Origin of the sequence: Mycolicibacter hiberniae (assembly GCF_010729485.1) — a bacterium.
In the GTDB taxonomy this organism is placed as follows: Bacteria; Actinomycetota; Actinomycetes; order Mycobacteriales; family Mycobacteriaceae; genus Mycobacterium; species Mycobacterium hiberniae.
The window spans coordinates 3,761,279-3,781,439 of sequence record NZ_AP022609.1 but is presented as its reverse complement, the minus strand read 5'-3'; the positions used below and the strand labels follow the sequence as shown (position 1 = coordinate 3,781,439).

General features: G+C 65.5%; 15 protein-coding genes and 2 pseudogenes. 9 read left to right on the top strand and 8 right to left on the bottom strand.

Translation table 11 applies throughout. From position 1 onward, the window contains the following. Positions 1 to 59: 59 nt before the first annotated feature. The 3 genes and pseudogenes from nhaA to G6N14_RS17750 all read right to left on the bottom strand — a co-directional run bounded on the left by nhaA (position 60) and on the right by G6N14_RS17750 (position 3,366). A pseudogene (gene nhaA, locus G6N14_RS17765) lies at positions 60 to 1,159 on the bottom strand (Na+/H+ antiporter NhaA). A 207-nt stretch (positions 1,160 to 1,366) separates the two neighbouring features. Further along, positions 1,367 to 2,853: pseudogene (gene arsB, locus G6N14_RS17755) on the bottom strand (ACR3 family arsenite efflux transporter). A gap of 30 nt (positions 2,854 to 2,883) precedes the next feature. Beyond that, a complete protein-coding gene (locus tag G6N14_RS17750; protein ID WP_085136191.1) occupies positions 2,884 to 3,366 on the bottom strand; it encodes an ArsI/CadI family heavy metal resistance metalloenzyme in 483 nt (160 codons plus the stop codon). Between the two features lie 101 nt (positions 3,367 to 3,467). Here G6N14_RS17750 and G6N14_RS17745 point away from each other — a divergent pair, with 101 nt between their 5' ends. Continuing rightward, entirely contained in the window at positions 3,468 to 3,827 is a 360-nt protein-coding gene (locus G6N14_RS17745; RefSeq protein ID WP_085136192.1) for an Rv2640c family ArsR-like transcriptional regulator, read from the top strand. 586 nt (positions 3,828 to 4,413) lie between these two features. Continuing rightward, positions 4,414 to 4,671, top strand: coding sequence for a DUF3297 family protein (locus G6N14_RS17740; RefSeq protein ID WP_085128905.1), 258 nt, complete (start codon positions 4,414 to 4,416; stop codon positions 4,669 to 4,671). A gap of 154 nt (positions 4,672 to 4,825) precedes the next feature. On the opposite strand, the gene G6N14_RS17735 is transcribed toward G6N14_RS17740, so the two are convergent. From G6N14_RS17735 to G6N14_RS17720, 4 genes are all read right to left on the bottom strand, one after another. Further along, positions 4,826 to 6,796, bottom strand: a complete 1,971-nt coding sequence (locus tag G6N14_RS17735) for a thiamine pyrophosphate-dependent enzyme (RefSeq protein ID WP_085136160.1) — start codon at positions 6,794 to 6,796, stop codon at positions 4,826 to 4,828. Next, complete coding sequence (locus G6N14_RS17730) at positions 6,793 to 8,424, bottom strand: glutamate synthase-related protein (RefSeq protein ID WP_085136161.1); 1,632 nt, start codon at positions 8,422 to 8,424, stop codon at positions 6,793 to 6,795. The genes G6N14_RS17735 and G6N14_RS17730 overlap by 4 nt, the downstream gene beginning before the upstream one ends. 231 nt (positions 8,425 to 8,655) lie before the next feature. After that, positions 8,656 to 9,663: a zinc-dependent alcohol dehydrogenase family protein gene (locus G6N14_RS17725; RefSeq protein WP_085136193.1), complete on the bottom strand. Its 1,008-nt coding sequence runs from the start codon at positions 9,661 to 9,663 to the stop codon at positions 8,656 to 8,658. 194 nt (positions 9,664 to 9,857) lie between these two features. Beyond that, positions 9,858 to 10,427 (bottom strand): TetR/AcrR family transcriptional regulator, encoded by a 570-nt coding sequence (locus G6N14_RS17720; RefSeq protein WP_085136162.1) that lies wholly within the window; start codon positions 10,425 to 10,427, stop codon positions 9,858 to 9,860. Positions 10,428 to 10,625: 198 nt separating this feature from the next. Here G6N14_RS17720 and G6N14_RS17715 point away from each other — a divergent pair, with 198 nt between their 5' ends. The 3 genes from G6N14_RS17715 (at position 10,626) to G6N14_RS17705 (ending at position 15,014) form a co-directional block, all read left to right on the top strand. Further along, positions 10,626 to 11,369 carry an SDR family NAD(P)-dependent oxidoreductase gene (locus G6N14_RS17715; protein ID WP_085136194.1) on the top strand — a complete coding sequence of 248 codons (744 nt, stop codon included), beginning with the start codon at positions 10,626 to 10,628 and terminating at the stop codon, positions 11,367 to 11,369. Positions 11,370 to 11,452: 83 nt separating this feature from the next. Beyond that, positions 11,453 to 12,937, top strand: coding sequence for an alpha/beta hydrolase (locus tag G6N14_RS17710; protein ID WP_234808946.1), 1,485 nt, complete (start codon positions 11,453 to 11,455; stop codon positions 12,935 to 12,937). Between the two features lie 448 nt (positions 12,938 to 13,385). Then, positions 13,386 to 15,014: a glutamate synthase-related protein gene (locus tag G6N14_RS17705; protein WP_085136164.1), complete on the top strand. Its 1,629-nt coding sequence runs from the start codon at positions 13,386 to 13,388 to the stop codon at positions 15,012 to 15,014. A gap of 121 nt (positions 15,015 to 15,135) precedes the next feature. Here G6N14_RS17705 and G6N14_RS17700 read toward each other — a convergent pair whose 3' ends face one another. Continuing rightward, complete coding sequence (locus G6N14_RS17700) at positions 15,136 to 16,113, bottom strand: PE-PPE domain-containing protein (protein ID WP_234808947.1); 978 nt, start codon at positions 16,111 to 16,113, stop codon at positions 15,136 to 15,138. A 203-nt stretch (positions 16,114 to 16,316) separates the two neighbouring features. Here G6N14_RS17700 and G6N14_RS17695 point away from each other — a divergent pair, with 203 nt between their 5' ends. The 4 genes from G6N14_RS17695 (at position 16,317) to G6N14_RS17680 (ending at position 20,132) form a co-directional block, all read left to right on the top strand. Beyond that, complete coding sequence (locus tag G6N14_RS17695) at positions 16,317 to 17,705, top strand: oxygenase MpaB family protein (RefSeq protein ID WP_085136165.1); 1,389 nt, start codon at positions 16,317 to 16,319, stop codon at positions 17,703 to 17,705. 135 nt (positions 17,706 to 17,840) lie between these two features. Beyond that, positions 17,841 to 18,731 (top strand): alpha/beta fold hydrolase, encoded by an 891-nt coding sequence (locus G6N14_RS17690; protein WP_085136196.1) that lies wholly within the window; start codon positions 17,841 to 17,843, stop codon positions 18,729 to 18,731. Between the two features lie 354 nt (positions 18,732 to 19,085). Continuing rightward, positions 19,086 to 19,292: a hypothetical protein gene (locus G6N14_RS17685; protein WP_133054922.1), complete on the top strand. Its 207-nt coding sequence runs from the start codon at positions 19,086 to 19,088 to the stop codon at positions 19,290 to 19,292. A gap of 9 nt (positions 19,293 to 19,301) precedes the next feature. Further along, positions 19,302 to 20,132, top strand: a complete 831-nt coding sequence (locus G6N14_RS17680; protein ID WP_085136166.1) for an alpha/beta fold hydrolase — start codon at positions 19,302 to 19,304, stop codon at positions 20,130 to 20,132. Positions 20,133 to 20,161 lie beyond the last annotated feature (29 nt).

The following is a 20,161-nucleotide window of genomic DNA, read 5'->3' as shown; positions in this document are numbered from 1 at the left end:
CCAGCGCTGATCGTCGACCCGAAAGGTAGACCCGTTCGGCGGCAGGGGGCCGCGGCTTGTTAGCGCTGAACGCTTGTTGATGTGGTGGAGCGATTCTGCCGGTCGATGGTGGCGAGGGTGGTTGCGGCGGCGAGCGCTGCCAGCAGCGATGCTGCGAATATGCCTATCTTGGTGTGCTGGATCATGTCGGTGTCGGTGAAGGCGAGGTCGGTGACAAGCAACGCCACGGTGAATCCGAGTCCTGCGATGCATCCTAGTCCGAGCACGTGTGCCGGGCGGACCTCGGCGGGCAGGTGGCCGAGCTTGCAGCCGACGGTGACCGCGATGGCACCGGCTACGCCGAGAAGTTTTCCGGCCAGCAGCGCCACCAGGACTGCCCAGAACACCGGTGCGTGGGCGCCGTGGCGTAGCGCCGAGATACCAAGTGGTAGACCGTGTTGGCGAGGGCAAAGATGGGCACCGCCACGAACGCGCTCACCGGTCCTGCCACCCGCAGCAGGTCGGTGAGGATCGGTCGGCCTGCTACCTGACCGGCCGGGGTCAGCAGGGCGAGCGCCACGCCGGCGATGGTGGCGTGGATGCCGCTGTGCAAGGTGGCGAACCACACCAGCACTCCGACGAGCAGATACGGCCAGATGGCGGTCACGCCGGTACGGCGCATGATCACCACGAGCACGCATCCGGCCACCGCCGCTGCCAGCCAGCCCCAGGCGAGGCCCTGCGCGTAGCCGAAGGCGATCACCAACACGGCCACCACGTCGTCGACCGTGGCGATCGCCAGCAGCATGGCCCGCAACCCGGCTGGTGCGTGGGGGGCGACCAACGCCAACACTCCGACCGCGAACGCAGGATCGGTGGCCATCGGCACACCCCAGCCTGACGCGGAAGCCGCTCCCCAGGTCATCGCCAAGAACATGCCTGCCGGTACCACCGCCCCGCCGACCGCCGCGATGACCGGGACCAGTGCGCGGCGCGGATGAGAGAGCGACCCCTGCGTCAGTTCCTGCTTGAGTTCTAGGCCGATGACGAAAAAGAACACCGTCATCAGCGCGTCATTGACCCAATGCCGCCCATCCATGTGCAGCCCCACGCGTGGCCACCCGAACTGCATGCCCCAAAAGCTGCTGTAAGTGTCTGCGGTGAAGTTGGCCCAGACCATCGCGGCCGCCGTCGCCAACAGCAACACCAGACCGGGCGCCAGCGGTGAGCCCAGCACTCGTCGCACTACCCGCACCCGTCATGCCTTCGTGCGTGCCACATCAAGCTGATTATTTCCGACGGCGGTTTTGAGCTTGGCGTAAGTCAGGACTCTTACCTGCAGGGTGGTCTCTGGTGGCTTCTGCATGCGGGCTGGGTGTGTGGGGTGCTATAAGGCTGGCAGGAGTTCGGCGAGGAGGTCTTTGACGCGTTGGGTGATGTCGTCGCGGATGGTGCGCACGGTGGCCAGCGGTTGGCCGGCAGGATCGGGCAGTTGCCAGTCGCGGTAGCTCACGCCCGGGTAGTAGGGGCAGGTGTCGCCGCAGCCCATGGTGATCACGACATCGCTGGTTTGGACGGTGTCGGCGGTAAGGATTTTGGGCGTGTTGGTGGTGATGTCGATGCCGACTTCGGCCATGGCGGTGATGGCGGTGGGGTTGATCTGGTCGGCGGGTTCGGTCCCGGCCGAACGGACTTCAACGCGGTCACCGGCCAGGTGGGTCAAGAGGGCGGCGGCCATTTGGGAGCGGCCGGCGTTGTGCACGCAGACGAACAGCACGCTGGGTATCGAGGGCATCACGTGGCCGCGGTGCTGGGCCGGGTGAAGCTGGACCGCAGGGCCAAGGAGGCGTAGACCAGGCCGACCAGGACGGGCACTTCGATCAGGGGGCCGACCACTCCGGCGAGGGCTTGGCCGCTGGTGGCACCCCAGGTGGCGATCGCCACGGCGATGGCCAGTTCGAAGTTGTTTCCGGCCGCGGTGAACGCCAGGGTGGTGGTGCGGGCGTAGCCCAAGCCCAGTGCCGCGCCCAGGAGGTAGCCGCCGCCCCACATGATCGCGAAGTAGGCCAACAGGGGGACGGCGATACGGACCACGTCCAGGGGCTGGTGGGTGATCTGATCACCTTGCAGCGCAAAGAGGATCACGATGGTGAACAGCAGCCCATAGAGCGCCCACGGCCCGATGCGCGGCAGGAATCGGGTCTCATACCAGTCACGGCCTTTCGTGCGTTCGCCGATCCGCCGAGACAGGTATCCGGCCGCCAGTGGGATGCCCAGGAAAATCACCACTGACCTCGCGATCTGCCCCGGGGACACCTCGATGCTGGCTTGCGGCAACCCGAGCCAACCGGGCAATACCGCCAGGTAGAACCAGCCGAGCGCGGCGAACATCACGACTTGAAAGATCGAGTTCAGTGCGACCAGCACGGCGGCGGCTTCGCGGTCCCCGCAGGCCAGGTCGTTCCAGATGATGACCATGGCGATACAGCGAGCCAACCCGACCACGATCAGGCCGGTGCGGTATTCGGGCAGATCGGCCAGCAGCAGCCAGGCCAGCGCGAACATCACCGCCGGGCCCAGCACCCAGTTGAGCACCAGGGAACTGACCAATAGTCGTCGATCGGAGGTGACGGTGTCGAGGCGGTCGTAGCGGACCTTGGCCAGCACCGGATACATCATGATCAGCAGTCCGGCCGCGATCGGCAGGGAGATCCCGTCGAGCTGGACGGCGCTGAGCGCATTGCCCAGGCCGGGGATGATGCGGCCCAATGTCAGGCCCGCGGCCATGGCCAGCCCGATCCAGAGCGGCAGCAGCCTGTCCAGGGTGGACAGCCGTGCCGCCGCCGGGTGGATCGCGGTTGCGCTGTCAGTCATCCATCACCGCCTGCGGGGTCTGTTCGCCGGTCAGCAGCACGTGGCCGGGGCGGCCGCGGATTCGTCGGGCGCGGTGGCGGTGCTGCTGCAGCACACCTGCGGACCATCGCCGTCACTGTCGGGGTGTTGCGGGCTGGTGCCGAAGGTCTCGGTGTCGGCGAGTTTGGTGTAGACCTCCCAGCGCTCGTTACCGGGGCCGGTCACCCAGACCTTGTCCTGGGTGGCGAAGCAACAGGTGGTGCCGATCTCCTCCGCGGTGAACAGGCCCGCTGCACTCAACCGGGCAATTTCGGCGTGCACAATCTCGCTGGAGGCCACCTCCACACCCAGGTGGTTGAGGGTGCCGCCCTGGCCGGGGTTTTCCAGCAGCACCAGCTTGAGCGGCGGGTCGGCGATCGCGAAGTTGGCGTAGCCGGGCTTGACCTTGGCCGGCTCGGCACCGAACAGCGTGGAGTAGAACGCAATCGCGGCATCGAGGTCATCGACGTTGAGGGCGAGCTGAATCCGGGACATGGGGTACACCTCCGGCTTGTGAGACATATGTCGAACTAGTGGATGCCGCCCAGCATGCCACCTTTTCGACATATGTCAATGCATTCTGGCAGAATGGCAGCATGCCCAAAGCGTTGCCGGTGATCGACATGTCCGCGCCGGTGTGTTGCGCCCCGGTGGCCTCGGGGCCGATGAGCGATGCCGATGCGCTCCAGATCGCGCTGCGGCTCAAGGCGTTAGCCGATCCGGTGCGGGTCAAGATCGTGTCGCATCTGTTCAGCTCGACCGCCGGTGAGGAGATTTCCGGTGAGCTGGCCGCGGTGCTGGGTCTGAGCGAGTCCACGGTCAGTCACCACCTGACCCAGCTGCGCAAGGCGGGCCTGGTGGTGTCGGAGCGACGCGGGATGAATGTGTTCCACCGGGTCCGCCCGGAGGCCCTGCAGGCACTGTGCACCGCATTGGACCCGAACTGCTGCACCTGAAAGCCGGGCCATCCCACGCCGGTGCCGCGGTCGCCCGGCCGCTGAATCAGTGCGCTGAAAACAGAGCCTCCCCAGATTCACCGAGAGCAGGTGCTCCTCGTGCGTTAGGCGGCTCGACGAGGAATGCGCTGCGGAGGGCTACGGTTATATGCGTAAATACGCATGAATTAGCGATCAGTTCGGCGGGTGGCCGTGGCCGGACAGCGCTCCTGTCTACGAGCTCACGCCCCCCCGCTTCGCCAAATTCGGCGACGGACGGATCGAATACCCGGCCACGGTGTCCGCACAGTGATGACTGCGGGCTGATCTGGTCGGCGGGCTCGTTTCCTGCGGAACGGACCCGTGCCGAAGACCCTCATAGCCACAGGTCGAGCGACGTCATCTCGCTGCCATGTGTCTCGACTCGTGTCATACGGAGCGGGGTGTGCGTAAGCGCACTCGAAGCTGGCCGGCTACAGGGGGGCTATGGCGGAGTAGGGCCGCTGGTCTGGCCACCCGGACCTACGCGCACTCCCCACTGCTGAGTCACGTAGATTCTTCTGCAATCAAACCCAAGCACCTGACGCAGCATTCAACGAGAGCCGGCATGCCCGAAGACCACAGCGCAGACGTTCCACCGAATCACCTCTCCGTCGATCCGAGCAGCGCCTTCTATGACGAAGAGGTGCTTCGCCGCGACGTAGGTATTCGCTTCAACGGCGTCGAGAGAACCAATGTTTACGAATACAACGTGGCCGAGGGCTGGGTCCGTGTCGAAATCCCCACCGCGAAGGATCGCCGCGGAAACCCGATGATCGTCAAGCTCAGCGGCACGGTCGAACCGTTCTTCCGCCCGGCGGAATAGCGGATTTCCCGGGGTCACCGGCGCGGTTGTCAACCCGGTGACGGGTCAGCCTGTGGCCCGAGTGGCGCCAAGACCAGGTGACGGCTCGTCCTGACCTGCCGCATTCGGACGCTGGATCAGGCCGGCCTCCCGCCGCGGCGGGATCCGGTCGGCCTCAATTCGACCGCGCATCGGTCACGATCTCCACCAGCGCCGGACCGGGGTGGGAAAGCGCTTCTGCGATAGCAGATCTCAGGTCTGCCGGGTTGCTGACTTGTCTGCCGTATGCCCCGCAGTTCTGCGCAAACGAGGCGAAATCCGGGTTGTGCAGCGACGTCTGCCACACCTCATACTCCGAACTGCGTTGCTCCTGGCTGATCTTGCCCAGTTCGCCGTTGTTGAGCAGGATGTGGGTGATGTCCATGCCGTACTTGACCGCCGTGGTGAAATCGGCAAGGTACTGGCCGAATCCGCCGTCGCCGGTGACGGCGATGATGGGACGGTCCGGCGCGGCGGCCCATGCCCCCATTGCGGCGGGGAATCCGAAGCCGATGGAGCCCAGGTAGCCCGACATCAACACCGCCTGTTGGCCTTTGGTCTCGAAGTATCGCCCGAACGAGTAGGCATGGTTGCCCACGTCGACAGTGAGGACGGCGTTCGCCGGAGTGAGATGGCTGAGTTCGGCAAAGACCGCGGCGGCAGCGACCCGCCCGCTGGGGCATGCCGTGGTACGGCGGGCCTTCTCCGTCCGCCACACCGACCAGCGGTCGGCGATTTCCGGGCGCTGGTCGACCAGGCCCGGGTGGGTGCGCAGACCTTGCAGCAGAGCTGCCGCCGTCACCCCGACATCGCCGAGCAGCGGGACGGCCACCGGGGCGAATCGGCCCAGGGCCAGTGGGTCGGTGTCGACCTGGATGATCGGCTTGTACGGCGAAATGCCGGTGTGATTGGAAAACGACGCGCCGAACACCACCAGCAGGTCGGCCTTGTTCATCATCCAGGACGCGACCGGCGTGCCCGAGCGGCCCAAGGTGCCACAGGCGAGCGGGTGCTCGTCGGGGATCTGACCTTTGGCTTTGAAGGTGGTCAGTACCGGGGCCTGCAGGCGCTCGGCGAGCGCGACAACAGCCGGCATGTCGAATTTCGCGCCGGCGCCGACGACGATCACCGGCCGGGTTGCGGCGGCGATGCGGTCGATCGCCTGCTCCAGCGGAGCCGAGGGCGGCGCTACCCGCAGATCAGGCATCCGGCCTTCGGGCCCGGAAGCGCGTTGATCCGGGGCTTCGATGATCTGCACTTCATCCGGTACCACCAGGTGGGCGACGCCGCGATCGAGGATGGCGTGTTTGAGCGCCAGGGTCATCAACTCGGCATGCTCGGAGCCGGCACGCACCATCTCGGAGTACACGGCGACATCGGCGAACGCCGCCAGTAGATCGATATCTTGAAACGCCCCTTTGCCGGCCACCGCGGAATCGACATTGCCGGACAGGGCCAGTACCGGCGCCCGGTCTGCCTTGGCGTCGTAGAGCCCGGTCAGCAGATTGGTCGAACCCGGTCCGGCGATACCGAAACAGGCTGCCGGCCGGCCGGTGAGCTTTCCGTAGGCCGACGCCGCAAAGGCCGCGGCCCCCTCGTGACGGATACCGAAATACCGCATCTTCCCTTCGGTTTCGGCCCGATGCAGGGCCTCGGCGATACCGAGATTGGAATGGCCGACCATCCCGAAGATGGTGTCGACACCCCAGTTGGTCATCGTCTCGACCAGGACATCGCTGACGGTTCGTCGGGCAGCAGCCGGCGGTGGGGTGCCGACGTAGATGCCGTCGTCGCGGACTTGCACCGGGTAGATAGGGACATCGAAATCCGGACCGCCGGCAGCCTGGCCGGTGAACGGGTCGAAGTCGAAGCCGTGCCAGGGACAACGGATCTTGTCGTTCTCCAGGGTTCCCTGGCCGAGCGGCCCGCCTTGATGCGGGCAGCGATTGTCGATGGCGCCGTAGCGTCCGTTCAGCTTGGTCAACGCGACGGTCTTGAGTCCGGCCGGGCAGGCCGATACCTGGCCCTCGCTGAGTTCGCCGGGCTCGGCAGCCTTGTGCCATTCCAGTTCTTGGCCGATTTCTCCGGTGCCGTCCTGCACGGTCATAGTGCCGTCACTCCTGCGTAGGGAACTCCGCTGAGGTAAGCGAAGTCACGGTCGAACGTCGTCAGGTCGTCGAGGGTGAAATCAGCGAGACGTCGGTGCCCGCAGGCCCGGGCGAGCACCACCATCAGGTCCACCGAAGCACGCAGGTAGCGGTCCAGGCGTTCGGCGGCCTGCCGCACCGGCAGCCGGGCGCGCAGGCGAGGGTCCTGGGTGGCGATGCCGACCGGGCATGTGTTGGTGTGGCAGGCGCGCATACCGACGCAGCCGATGGCCTGAAGCGCGCTGTTGGCCAGTCCGATCGCGTCGGCCCCCAAGGCCAGCGCTTTGACCATGTCGGCGGGGGTGCGGATGCCGCCGGTGATGGCCAACGTCACCCGGCTTTGGCTGCGGTCCAGGTGCCGGCGGGCCCGGGCCAGCGCAGGAATGGTGGGTACCGAGATGTTGTCGCGGAAAATTGTTGGTGCGGCGCCGGTTCCGCCGCCCCGGCCGTCGAGAATGATGTAGTCGACGCCGATCTCGAGTGCGGCGTCGAGGTCGCGTTCGATGTGTTGGGCGCTGAGTTTGTAGCCGACCGGGATTCCGCCGGAGACCTCGCGGACTTGTGCGGCGAAGTCTTTGAAGTCCTCCAGCGAGTTCCAGTCCGGAAACCGTGCCGGAGAGATCGCGGCTGTGCCCGCAGGTAGGCCACGTACCTCGGCGATCTTTCCCACCACCTTGGTCCCGGGAAGGTGCCCTCCCGTTCCGGTTTTGGCGCCCTGCCCGCCCTTGAAATGAAACGCCTGAACCTTCTGCAGATGCTCGAAGCTCCATCCGAAGCGGGCCGAGGCCAGCTCGTAGAGGTACTTCGAATTCTCCTGTTGCTCTTCGGGGAGCATGCCTCCTTCGCCCGAGCAGATCCCGGTCCCGGCACGTTCTGCGCCGGCCGCAAGGGCCGTCTTAGCCTCCTGGGACAACGCGCCGAAGCTCATGTCGCTGATGAACAGCGGGATGTCGAGGACCAGCGGGCGGTTGGCGTCCGGTCCGATGACGGTTTCGGTACTGACCGGCTCATCGTCGAGCAGCGGCAGTCGTGCCAACTGCGCGGTGAGCAGCTGAATCGAATCCCAGGACGGCAATTCGGTGCGCGGAACACCCATTGCAGCTGTGGTTCCGTGTTCTCCGACCTTGCTCAGCCCGTGTCTGGCCAGTTCATGGATTCCGGTGTTGAAGGGCTCTTCTTTCGTGTCGGCGGGTTGGGCCCACCTGCCCTGATAGCCGTCGTCGCCGTAGGACTGCGGATTGTTCAGGGCGAACTCGGCAACTGCGGTCTGATCGATGTACACGGCCCCGTTGGAGACCCAAGCCGGAAACGTTGCCAAAGCCACCGACGGGTTGATCGGCGAGATGCCGGTCTCGACGTTGTAGCGCCAGCCGTGTACATCGCACACAACAGCACCGTCTTCGACATGCCCGTCAGCCAGCAGGGCGCCACGATGCGCGCAACGCCCGTACAGCGCGGAGACGTCGTCGCCACGGCGGATGAGTACCAGGTCCACACCTGCTGTTGTGACCGGGAAGGGAGCGTTGTCGGGCAGTTCGACCAGGGAAGCCAGCCTTATGCCGGCAGTCGGTTTCGATGTCGTCGTCATGGCCACTCCTAGCGGTCAGTCGGGGCAGCCCAGCAGGTGGCCGTCGCCCGGCAAAGCGATTGTTGGCGCAACTAATGCGATACGGGTCATCGCCGCCAGGCTAGCAGTCATAATGTGCAGCGACTGCCTGTTTGGGAAAACTGCGCGCGTGAACGGCTCCCATTATAGTTGCGTACACAACTAGACGTCGGCCGGTCAACAGGGTTGGAACCGCCCGAGTGCGCGGTCCCGTTACGACGTGCGTCGGGGCAGCGCAACGGTGTCGCCCGCCACGTCGATAGCCACCTTGCCGTGCAGTGCATAGGAGCGCCTGTTCTCCAAGAGCTCATGAGCCTCGCCCATTCGAGCCAACGGAAGAGTCGCGCCGATCACCGGCTTCACGAGACCGCGCTCAACCAACGTGGTGAGCGCGTCCAGCTTTCCCCGGTTCTGGCGCGTGAAGACGAAGTGGTAGGAGGCGTTCTTACCCCACGCCTCGATGAGGTTCTGCGGCTGCGCGATGTCGACGATGCTGACGACGCGGCCGGAGTCGGTGAGCACCAACGGGCTTCGTGTGAGCGCGTCACCACCGATCGTGTCGAAGACGACATCCACACCCCTACCTCGCGTCATCTCGTAGACGGCATCGACGTAGTCCGTCGCCGTGAAGTCGATCGCCGCGTCGGCCCCAAGAGAGCGGACGAACTCGTGGTCGCCGGCTTTCGCGGTGGTGACCACCCGTGCGCCGATCGCCGTCGCGACCTGGATCGCGATGGTGCCGACACCGCCCGCGCCGCCGTGGATGAGGACGGTCTCACCCACGGTGAGTTGAGCCCGCGTCACCAGGGACTCCCAGACCGTTCCGCCGACGAGAGTCAGGCTCGCCGCCTCCAGGTGACTGAGGTTCTCCGGTTTCCGGCCCACCAGGTCCACGTCGGCGACGTGCTGTTCGGCGTAGGAGCCGGGGCCGCCGAAGATTCGCGGCGTGTAGTACACCGCATCGCCGACGCGGAACTCGGTCACGTGGGATCCGACTTCCTCGACCACGCCGGAGATGTCATGCCCGATGATCGCCGGCAGCGGCACCTGATCCGCGTAGTCACCGCGACGGATCTGATAGTCGAGCGGGTTGACGGAGGTGGCGTGGACGCGCACGCGTACCTGGCGGGGCTCGACGCGCGGCACCGGGACCTCGTGCAGCTCGAAAGCCTCGGCCCCGCCGAAACGGGCGAGCACCATGGCCGTCATCGACTCAGTCATCTCGGTGTACCTCATCGTGGTTATGGGTCGCGACGTTCCCGGACGGCCGGTCGACAGATGCCATCTGCGTCAAGAACCTCCCGGCGGCTGGCTACGGCTGCCGGCGGAGTGCTTCACCGCGCGAACAGGGTTCAACACCGAGGATGTCCAGGCACCTGACCCACCGATGTTGCCGGCGTCAGCGCCGGAGGCCATCAGCGCACTCCGTCGAATGTGAGCTTCAGCAGTGCGTCGATGTGCTGGGGTTCGATCGCCATCGCGTGGAACAGCCGGTATTCGATGACTCCGTAGAGCACATCGCGCAGCGTTGCCACGTCGGCGTCGGGGCGCATCTCGCCGCGCTGTTGGGCCAGGGCTGCTCGCTCGCTGAACCCGGTGATGTTGGGTTCGATGATCCGGTCGAAGACGGCACGTAACAGGCTGGGGTCGGACTGGCCTGCGGCGATCACACCCCGGTAGGCCGCACCGAAACTGGTGGACGCGATCAGGTCCAGGATTCCCATCAACTGCGCCCGTAGGTCGGTGACGATGTCACCGGTGTCGGGGAATACGACGACGGGGTTGAGGCTTTCGGTAGCGGCGTCGAGCACCACCGCCCCCTTCGACGGCCACCAGCGATAGATGGTCTGTTTGCCGCAGCCCGCGCGTTTGGCGATTGCCTCGATAGAGACGTTGTCGTAGCCGAGTTCACCGATCAGGGCCAGGCAAGCCTCAAGAATCGCCCGCCGTGAATGCTCGTTGCGTCGGCTGGGGTCAGGCGGCATGCCAGAACACTAGCGATCCGCCCACGCCAAGACAACACGAGACGTACCGTCTTGACACGAGACGAGACGCACCGTACCGTTGGGTGAATCGTCCGGGGTGGCGGCTCCTCTCGCCGCTAAGCCTCGCCTCCAGGCAGCTGGTCTAGTCCCTACGGCGATGCTCGGCGAAGCCGCGCGGCACAAGAATGGGAGATGCACATGTCATCACTGGCAGGTAGGACAGCCCTCGTCACCGGGGCGGCATCGGGCATCGGTCTCGCCGGGGCGCGGGCGCTCGCCGCGGAGGGCGCTCACGTGTTCCTCGTCGGGCGCCGCCAAGACGCACTCGAACAAGCCGTCGCCGGCATCGGCGCCGTTCACGTCGGTGCCATTCGCGCCGACGTGACCGAGCAGGCCGACCTCGCCCGGGTCGCGACCACCATCGAGGCCAGGGGGAGCGGGCTCGACATCGTCTTCGCCAACGCAGGTATTGCCGAGGTTGCGCCGTTGGGGGATATCACCTGGCAGCATTACGCGCGGACATTCAACACCAACGTCGGCGGGATCATCTTCACCATCCAGGCCGTCCTTCCGTTGCTCAACGACGGCGCATCGGTCATCCTGTGTGGTTCCGCCGGTGACGCGAAGGCCTCGCCGGGCACCAGTGTCTACGCCGCGTCCAAGACCGCGGTCCGATCACTCGCCCGAAGCTGGGCCGCCGAACTTCTCGAGCGCAGGATCCGCGTCAATGTTGTCGCCCCAGGACTTACCGAGACTCCGGGGTTGGCCGACCTTTTCGAGGGAGCCGGTGGTGCGCTGGAGGACTTGACTGCCACGGTGCCGATGAGGCGCCGGGCACGCCCAGACGAGATCGGCAGTGTGATCGCGTTCTTGGCTTCCGACGGCAGCACCTACATGACCGGATCAGAGATCTACGTCGACGGCGGGAGCAGCCAATTCTGACTTCTGCGAGAGGGTCCCTGCGTCCGAAGGAGCGCGGGGGATCAAAGACCTGGGAGCTTCTGATTCTCACAGCGGCGATCGCCGTGGCGGCCTGCACGCCAGACGCACCGACCGTTCAGTCGTCATCGCGCCTGGACCGGTTCTACTCGCAACGGATCACCTGGGAGTCCTGCGAAACCTACACCAATACCTCCATCGAGCGCGCTGTCTTTGCCCTGGCGCCGACCATCGAGTGTGGACGACTGAAAGTTCCGCTGAATTACCAAGAGCCGCTGGGCAAGACCGCGCTCATCGCGATCGCACGAGTTCCGGCGCGCGGCGAGTCCATCGGTTCGTTGGTCATCAACCCCGGAGGGCCCGGCGGTTCTGGACTGTTCGCCACCGCGGCAACGGCCAGTGCCGCGGCCACGCGGCTGCCCGAACGCTTCGACCTTGTGGGTTTCGACCCGCGCGGGGTCGGCAGCTCGAAACCGGCCATCGAGTGCTTCACCGATGCCGAGGCGGATCGGGGCGAGTTCGTGTTGAGCACCCAGGGCACCACTGTGCAATGGACCGAACAGGAAACGCAGGACATCGTGGATCGGTGCGCCCAACGCTCGGGCGGCGTCGACGTGCTGGCCAGTGTCGGCACCCGCGATGCGGCGCGCGATATGGACGTCCTGCGGGCCGTGCTCGGTGATGAGAAGCTGACCTTCTTGGGGCAGAGTTACGGGACGAGGCTGGGTGCGGTCTACGCCGAGCAGTTCCCGCAGAACGTGCGCGCGATGCTGCTCGATGGCGCCCTCGACCCGAAAAAGGGAACTGTGGCCCGACGGGTGGACGCGTACGCGGGGTTCCAGCGCTCCTTCGAACAGATGGCCGCGTTCTGCGCCGCCCAGACCGCCTGCCCATTAGGCGACGACCCGGCCGGGGCTACCCAACAGTTCCAGCAGATCGTGCGTCCGCTCTACCGACAGCCCGTGCCGGCGTTGCGTTCCGATCTGGGATTCGACGAAGCGATCGGCGGGGTGATCTCCGGTCTCTACAGCGCAGCCGCTTGGCCCCGAATCATCACGGGGATAGCGCAATTACAACGGGGGAGAGGCGACGAACTGCTGCAGCTCGGCTACGATTTCTCGCTCCGCGACGCCGAAGGGCGCTGGCCCAACTTTGCCGAGGCGCTGTACGCGATCAACTGTATGGACGAGGAAAGGCTCACCGAGGAGCAGGGTAACCGCCTGCGTGAGCGGATCTTTGAGGCCGCTCCGTTCATGGATCCTGGAGTCGCGCTCAGCGGCGCGCGTGACGGCTGCGAACACTGGCCGGCCGAGCCCACGCTGGGGATTCCGTACGCGACCGACATCGTCGGGTTATCGCCCACGCTGGTTGTGTCGATCACCGGCGACCCCAGCACTCCGCACGCCGGCGGCATTGAGCTGGCAACGGCGCTCGGCAGTGCCTTGCTCACCGTGGAAGGCGAAGGCCACACCATCGTGATGGCCGGAACCAATCACTGCGTCAACGAGATGGCCGCCGATTACCTGGTCGACCTCACCGTGCCGCCGGCCGGTGCATCCTGCGCGCTGTGAGGCCGTCCTGGCTGCAGGTGGGGGATCGATCCAATGTTCTGAGGGCAGCAAACCTTCGAGTCATCCGAGAGAGCTGTATCCCTCGCAGGACCCCGGCGGGAACCCAGATGCTGCGGACACTGGGCCCTCGGTACGTCGCCTGGATTCGAGCAGGCCCCGATCGGAGATATCCCGGCATGCCTCGCCCGAAAGCAGCAGCGCCGAGCCATTGGTTGCAGCGGAAACGTTCGTCGCGCGATGTCCCTACGGCAGGAACTGCGGGGCATCAAGTAGGGTGCCCGTAACAACGTTGGTTTGTATGAAAAGCGCTAGCGGTCAAGGGTGTTGCGCGACCGGTCATGGGTGGGCCGCACCTCTGTTCAGATAATTGAATCCAACTACAGTGCGGCCGTGTTCGTCCAGCGCGTGTGCAACAGGCTGCCACGGCAGCAAGGAGGCCACGAGAGCCATGTCCGTCGATTCAACTGCCGCACTCGAAGTCGCGAAATGGTCAGAACTTCGCGATGGCGAGCCCTTCGCTGCGCAAGTCGACGGTGTGGACGTGGTCCTGGTGCGCCGCGGGGACGATATTTCGGCGCTGTACGGCCGGTGCGCACACCGGGGGGCGCTGATGGCCGACGGTCACGTCGACGGCGACCTGCTCATATGCGACGTCCACGGATGGCGCTACGAGCTCGAGACCGGAGTCGCACCGGTCAATCCGGCGGTCGGCCTGGCGAAGTTCCCGGCCTGGATATCCGACGATGCGGTCTACGTGGACCGCGCCGCGGTGGCTGCCTTCGCCCAGCGCAACCCACAGCCGTACTTCGATGACGGATATCAGGGTCAGTGGATCCAGCCGACGGGAACGGCAGATGAACCCCACGTCGCCGAGATCCACGAACTCGCCGCCCACGGGCTGAGCCGGGTTGGTAAGCACGGTTCGTCCGCCGCCATGGGTGTCGAGCGCGGCCGACTGCCGTCGTGGGATTCGATTCAGCTGATCACTGCCCAGCTTGCCCGTCCGCCACTGCTCGATGATGAGCCGGTCAGCACCCAGACCGTCATCGGGCCGGGCGCTCGACGCCCGCTGGTCCTCGACATCCCCCTGTTCGTCAGCGACATGAGCTTCGGCGCGTTGTCCGAGGAGGCCAAGACGGCCCTGGCGACGGGCGCCGAGCTGGCCGGTACCGGCATCTGTTCCGGCGAAGGGGGAATGCTGCCGGAGGAGCAGGCGGCCAATACCCGCTACCTCTACGAACTGGCCTCCGGGCGCTTCGGCGGGGACATCCAGCACGCCCGCAAGGTGCAGGCTTTCCACTTCAAGGGCGGGCAGGGAGCCAAAACCGGCACCGGCGGCCATCTTCCCGGTGCCAAGGTCGTCGGCAAGATCGCCGAGGTCCGCGGCTTGGCGCCGGGCACGGCGGCGATCTCACCCGCCCGATTCCCGGACTGGACATCGCTGAACCAGTTCGCGGACTTCGCGGCGCAGATCCGGCAGGTCTCCGGCGGAATTCCGATCGGCTACAAGATGAGCGCCCAGCACATTGAAGAAGACATCGACGCGGCGCTGGAAATCGGGGTGGACTACATCATCCTCGATGGCCGTGGCGGGGGAACCGGGTCGGCGCCAACGCTTTTCCGCGACAACATTTCGGTCCCGACGATACCGGCCCTGGCCCGAGCACGACGGCACCTCGACCGGGCGCAGGCCCGCGACGTCACGTTGGTGATCGCCGGCGGCATCCGCACACCCGCGGACATGGTCAAAGCGCTGGGCCTGGGAGCCGACGCCATCGCGCTGTCCAACGCCGCGCTTCAAGCGATCGGATGTGTCGGGATGCGTGCCTGCCACACGAATGCCTGTCCGGTGGGCATCGCGACTCAGAATCCGCAGCTGCGATCACGGCTGCCGATTGATCTGGCCGCCAAACGGTTAGACCGCTACCTGCGCTCCGTGGTGGAGTTGATGGCGGTACTCGCCCGGGCCTGCGGGCATGGGCGGCTGGCCGACTTCCAACTCAGCGACCTGGTGACCTTCGACCGTGACTTTGCCTACCTGTCCGGAGTGCCCTACGCAGGGGTGATCCCACTGTGAGCACGGGCCAGACCGCAAACCCGCATCCCCACCGCGAAGGATCGCCGCGCAAACCCCATGATTGTCAGCTCAGCGGCACGGTTGAACCGTTCTTCCGCGAGGCGAAGTAGGGGACTGCCGTTTAGAACGAATTGGTCAGGGCGAACACCAGCGAGTCGTACATCGCCTGCAACAGCCCGCTGTTGAGAACGCCCCCGAACGTAATGGCATTGAGCGCCGCGCTGAAGTTGTCGATGTCGTCGGAGATGTCGACGTAGGTGAGATACCCGTCGGTCGACACGGTCGCATCGGCGATCTGCTCAGGGGTCAGCCCCAGGTACTCGCCGTGCCGGATCAGTCCGGGCACCAACTCGCCCCACAGGCCCCACGTGTCGAAATTCCCCTGCCAGTCCGAGGCGAAGTCGTTGTCGATCGAGTAGATGGTCGCCGGGTAAAGATCATTCGGAGTCACCAGGCCAAGAACGCCTTCGAGATCGAGAAAGTCGATCAGGAAGTTCGTGATGTCCGGACCGAACACCGCGTCGAGGGTGGCCAGGATATTGGGCCATATTCCGTCTGCGGTGGCGGGGCTGCCGATGAAGACGAAGTGCAGCAGTTCGCTGGGGACGCCGGCTTCGGCGAGCTGGGTCATGGCGATCGAGCCGACCGCAGCGCCCTGCGAGTAGCCGAACACCGTCAACGGCTGCTCGGCGCTGTAGGCGCCCGGATTCGCCGCCAGGGAGTTCTGCACGGCCAGAACCAGGTTCGATGCTCCGGTGAGGGTGCTGTGGCCCTGTTGCATCAGCTGCGGTGTGGTCAGTACCTGCAGCGCAGCGCTGCACGGGTCGGTGCCGTCCATGTAACAGACCGTCGAGCCGTTCGCTTCGATGTCGAAGCCCAGCGCATTCAGATACAGCGACTGGGCGGCCCGCGCGAAGTCCAGTGACGGGGTGGGCTCGAACGTGCCCCCGATGATGATCGCCGTCTGGCTGCCGGAGAGCGGACCCTCGGCAGCCAACAAGGTCACCTGGGAGTCTGCGGCCCAAGCGATCGGTGCAGTGGCGGCTCCGACGAGTGCCGCAACGGCGGTGGCGTGGGCAAACGTCCGGTATCTGTGCACGGTCGGATCCTTTCATCGTTGCCCGAGAACGAACCGGGTTTCCCCGACACTCGCAGGAACGGCGCCGGCGCAGTCCGCGGTTTGTCATAGGCTGCTCTACGTGGGCAAACATGGCGGCATCAGTCGGAGAACCTCGGGTCTGATCGACGCCGGCATGTGATAGCTTCGTAAATCAGTATCCTATTGTGAGATTGGGCTGCCGCATGACTGTGACCGGTGAACGTCCGAAGATCCAGATCGAGGACGTCGATTTCAACCGACGCGACCACCCGGACCGGCCGTTGCGGCCCATCCCGCCAGGGCGGGACCACTTCGCCGCCCAGTGGCGCAAGATGCGCGAGAGCATCTTCGGGCCGTGGATCGACATCGACAAAGAGGTCGAACCCAACGACATCACCCGGATGCGCGACGACTACTTCTGGCAGCGCGACGAACACATGATCGGCGCCGTCGACGCCTTCGAACGCTTGGGCCATGAAAAGGGCCGCGCGATGTTCGAGCAGGCCTTGACCCAGGGCATCGAAACGGTGCAAGACCCGCCCCAGGAGCTCGTCGACCTCTTCGAGCACCTCGATCAGCTGCCCGGTCAGTTCGACCTGGCCGCCGCCGAACGCGGCCGGATGCTGGCGATGTCCGCCACGGTCGCGGCCACCACGATCATCCGCGGTTGGGCGTTATACGAGACCGCGATGACCGGCGACATCTCCGCGGCGACCGGGGCCACCGGCCGTTTCGCCGACGACGGACCGCGCCGCTTCATTGAAACGGCCCGCGTCTTCGCCGAGTTCACGTTGCCGGACATCTTCGACCGGCACTCGGAGGCCTTCCAGGATGTGGTGCGGGTGCGGTTGATGCACGCGCTGGCCAGTCGTGGACTGCGTCGGAAGTGGGGCGACGAGCTCTACCTCAAGTTCGGCGAGCCCATTCCGGTGACGTCACTGCTGGGATTCGGCAGTGGCCTGCTGCTCAGCCGTCTCATCGACCATGCATTCGGGCGCAAGCTCACACCGGATCAGCTGGAGGACCTGGCTGAGTACTCCTCGTTCTCCGGCCGGCTGTGGGGTGCGCCCGAGCGGCTGCACTCCGCCAACGGGTTGGAGCTGATCAAGTCGTTGAACTACGTGCTCTCCCGGGGCGGCAACCCCTCTCCCTGGCGTGCCGAGCTCGTCGACGCGATCGCGGGTCCCGAACACCTGGAGACCCTGACTGGGACGCTGCCGGGCCCGCTGCAGAAGGTGATTTCCAAGTACGCGCACCAGATCACGTCGATGATCGCGTTTGCGCCGGCCGGCGTCGTCTTCGGCTACGAGCAGATCGACGCCATGATCGAAGGCACCATCTTTGAGCCGCTGGGCTACAACTTCAAGCGCCAGGTAAAGAACTTTGAAAGGCTCACCAGGCTCAACGTGCGCATCGCCATGCTGGCCGACTGGGTGCCATGGTCCAACCCGATTCGGGAGCGCCGGAAGAGGGCGGGAGCGGTCGCGCGTGAACGGATCACGATGCTGAACAAGATTGCCGCCGCACGCCAGCTCTCGCTGACCTATTCCCATCACGACCGGTCGACATCGGGTGAGGGCTTCACCGGCTAGGACGCCAAATGATGGCTCCAAGCCGCACCTTCTCGCTAATCTCGCTATGTGTCGGAGACACATGAGCCCCCGCCTACTCGGGGACGGCCTCGCCGAGATCTAGCCAGTTCTGACGGTGGCGGTTCGGCGAGTCCCATCGTGCTCGATGTAGAGGGCTCCGGTGTCCAACCGCCGGTGGCCCCGCGGGTTCGTCGGTTGTTCTGGCTGCTGGAGCGAGTCGCGCCCGCCGTCGGGTCGCGCTGGGCGCTGGAGCTGTGGTGCACCCCGCCGGTCCTCGAGTCCAGCCTGCGCATGCCGCCCGGCATCCCGCCCGGCCAACCGCTGGAGGCGCACTGGGACGGGCATCGCATCGTAGGCGAGTCGTGGGGCGAGGGGCCGCCGGTCTATCTGGTGCACGGCTGGGGCGGGCGTCGCCCACACCTCGGCATGTTCATCAAACCCCTGGTCGCCTCCGGCCACCGCGTTATCGCGTTCGACCTGCCCAGTCATAACGAGTCAGAGCCGGGCGTACTGGCACCGGGCCGCACCACCGCGATCGAGTGCGCCGAAGCGGTTGCCGCCATGATCCGGACACACGGGCCGGCCCGTGCCGTGGTCGCCCACTCCCTGGGGGCTAACGCGACCGCGTTCGCCGCATCGTGGGGCACGACGGTGGGGCGGTTGGTGTTCTTGGCGCCCATGGGTGAGTTCCCGATCTACCTGGATCTGTTCGCCGCGCGCCATAACTTCGGTCGACGGATACTCGCCGGTCTGCATCGACGCCTGGAGCGCCGTATCGGGATGTCGCTCGAGGACACCAACATGGTCCGGATCGCCGAGCGCACCGACTATCCGCCGCTGTTGCTCATCCACGACCCCGATGACCCCGAAACGCCCTATGCGACCAGCGAGAAGATCGTCGCGTCCTGGCCCGGCGCGCGTTTGATGACGACCTCGGGACTCGGCAAGCTGGCACACTTCCGAATCTTGAGGCACCGCCCAGCGATTCGCGCGGGTGTCGACTTCATCGGGCCGGCAGCGCGTTGATGGCGTAGAGCAGGCGGGGCGCATACGACCGGCGACCGCCGAATTTCATCCCCCCATCGGCGGAAGCCGACGCCGAGGTTTCCGTACGGTTCCTCTTCCTGGAAGCGCGAAACCGTTTGCACAGCTGACGGTTTAAGGCGTGATGCCAATTTCCGAATTAAACTTAGCCGGATTGAAACGATGCGCCCCACCTGAGAAGCGGCCTCGCAGCAAATATCGGCGATGACCTTCCGGCCTCCACGCCAGTATTCGCAATCTTCCGCTGACGGGCATCTGCGGACCAATCGGTCCGAAACTCTGCCATGAAAACCGCGACAAGCCGCACATTCACGTGGTGGCCATTATCCTGCCCGTGTGCGGGTCAACGCTCGTCACGGGGACTTACCCGCGGACGAATTGATCGGGCGTCGTGACGAAACCATGACCCTCGGTCGGCTTGTTGATGTCGATCTCGAGCTCTTCCGCAGCGAGCACTTCGAGGATCTCTCGGCCAACGCGGCCACGGTCGAGGCCATACGCAAGGACAAGCCCCTACTGACGCCCGGCACCGGGCCGGCCTGAGGAGTCGACATGCCCACACTCACCACCGTTGACGGAGTGGAGATCTTCTACAAGGACTGGGGTTCGGGTCAGCCGATCGTTTTCAGCCACGGCTGGCCGCTGTGTTCTGACGACTGGGACAACCAGATGTTGTTCTTCCTGCAACAGGGGTATCGCGTCGTAGCCCACGACCGGCGCGGCCACGGGCGCTCGACGCAGACCCCCGACGGCCACGACGCGGACCACTACGCCGACGACTTGCTCGCGGTAGTCGAGCACCTCGACCTGCGTGACGCCATCCATGTGGGGCATTCGACAGGTGGCGGCGAGGTGGTCCGGTATCTGGGGCGCCACGGCGAAGACCGAGCCGCGAAGGCCGCGTTGATCTCGGCCGTACCGCCATTGATGGTGCAGACCGACGCCAATCCCGACGGTCTCCCGAAGTCGGTGTTCGACGGTCTGCAGGCCCAACTCGCAGCCAACCGATCGGAGTTCTACCGGGCGCTGCCCGCGGGCCCGTTCTACAACTTCGACAAACCGGGTGTTCCGGCGTCGGCGGCCATCATCGACAATTGGTGGCGCCAAGGGATGATGGGCGACGCGCTGTCGCACTACGACGGGATCGTCGTTTTCTCCCAGACCGACTTCACTGAGGACCTCAAGAAGATCACCATTCCGACGCTGGTGATGCACAGCAGGGACGACCAGATCGTGCCGTACATCGCCTCCGGTCCGAAGTCCGCCGCGCTGCTCAAGAACGGAACGCTGAAGTCCTACAGCGCCTTTCCCCATGGCATGCCAACCACACACGCCGACATCATCAACGCGGACCTGCTGGCGTTCCTGCAGTCTCAGCCCTAGGAGCCACCGGTCCGATCACACTCCGGCGC

Coding starts and splice junctions, on each gene's coding strand:
- G6N14_RS17735 (WP_085136160.1), bottom strand. CDS start 6,796: ATGACCGTGCAGGACGGCACCGGAGAAATCGGCCAAGAACTGGAATGG.
- G6N14_RS17695 (WP_085136165.1), top strand. CDS start 16,317: ATGACTGTGACCGGTGAACGTCCGAAGATCCAGATCGAGGACGTCGAT.
- G6N14_RS17720 (WP_085136162.1), bottom strand. CDS start 10,427: ATGCCGCCTGACCCCAGCCGACGCAACGAGCATTCACGGCGGGCGATT.
- G6N14_RS17730 (WP_085136161.1), bottom strand. CDS start 8,424: ATGACGACGACATCGAAACCGACTGCCGGCATAAGGCTGGCTTCCCTG.
- G6N14_RS17680 (WP_085136166.1), top strand. CDS start 19,302: ATGCCCACACTCACCACCGTTGACGGAGTGGAGATCTTCTACAAGGAC.
- G6N14_RS17750 (WP_085136191.1), bottom strand. CDS start 3,366: ATGTCCCGGATTCAGCTCGCCCTCAACGTCGATGACCTCGATGCCGCG.
- G6N14_RS17745 (WP_085136192.1), top strand. CDS start 3,468: ATGCCCAAAGCGTTGCCGGTGATCGACATGTCCGCGCCGGTGTGTTGC.
- G6N14_RS17705 (WP_085136164.1), top strand. CDS start 13,386: ATGTCCGTCGATTCAACTGCCGCACTCGAAGTCGCGAAATGGTCAGAA.
- G6N14_RS17740 (WP_085128905.1), top strand. CDS start 4,414: ATGCCCGAAGACCACAGCGCAGACGTTCCACCGAATCACCTCTCCGTC.
- G6N14_RS17725 (WP_085136193.1), bottom strand. CDS start 9,663: ATGACTGAGTCGATGACGGCCATGGTGCTCGCCCGTTTCGGCGGGGCC.
- G6N14_RS17715 (WP_085136194.1), top strand. CDS start 10,626: ATGTCATCACTGGCAGGTAGGACAGCCCTCGTCACCGGGGCGGCATCG.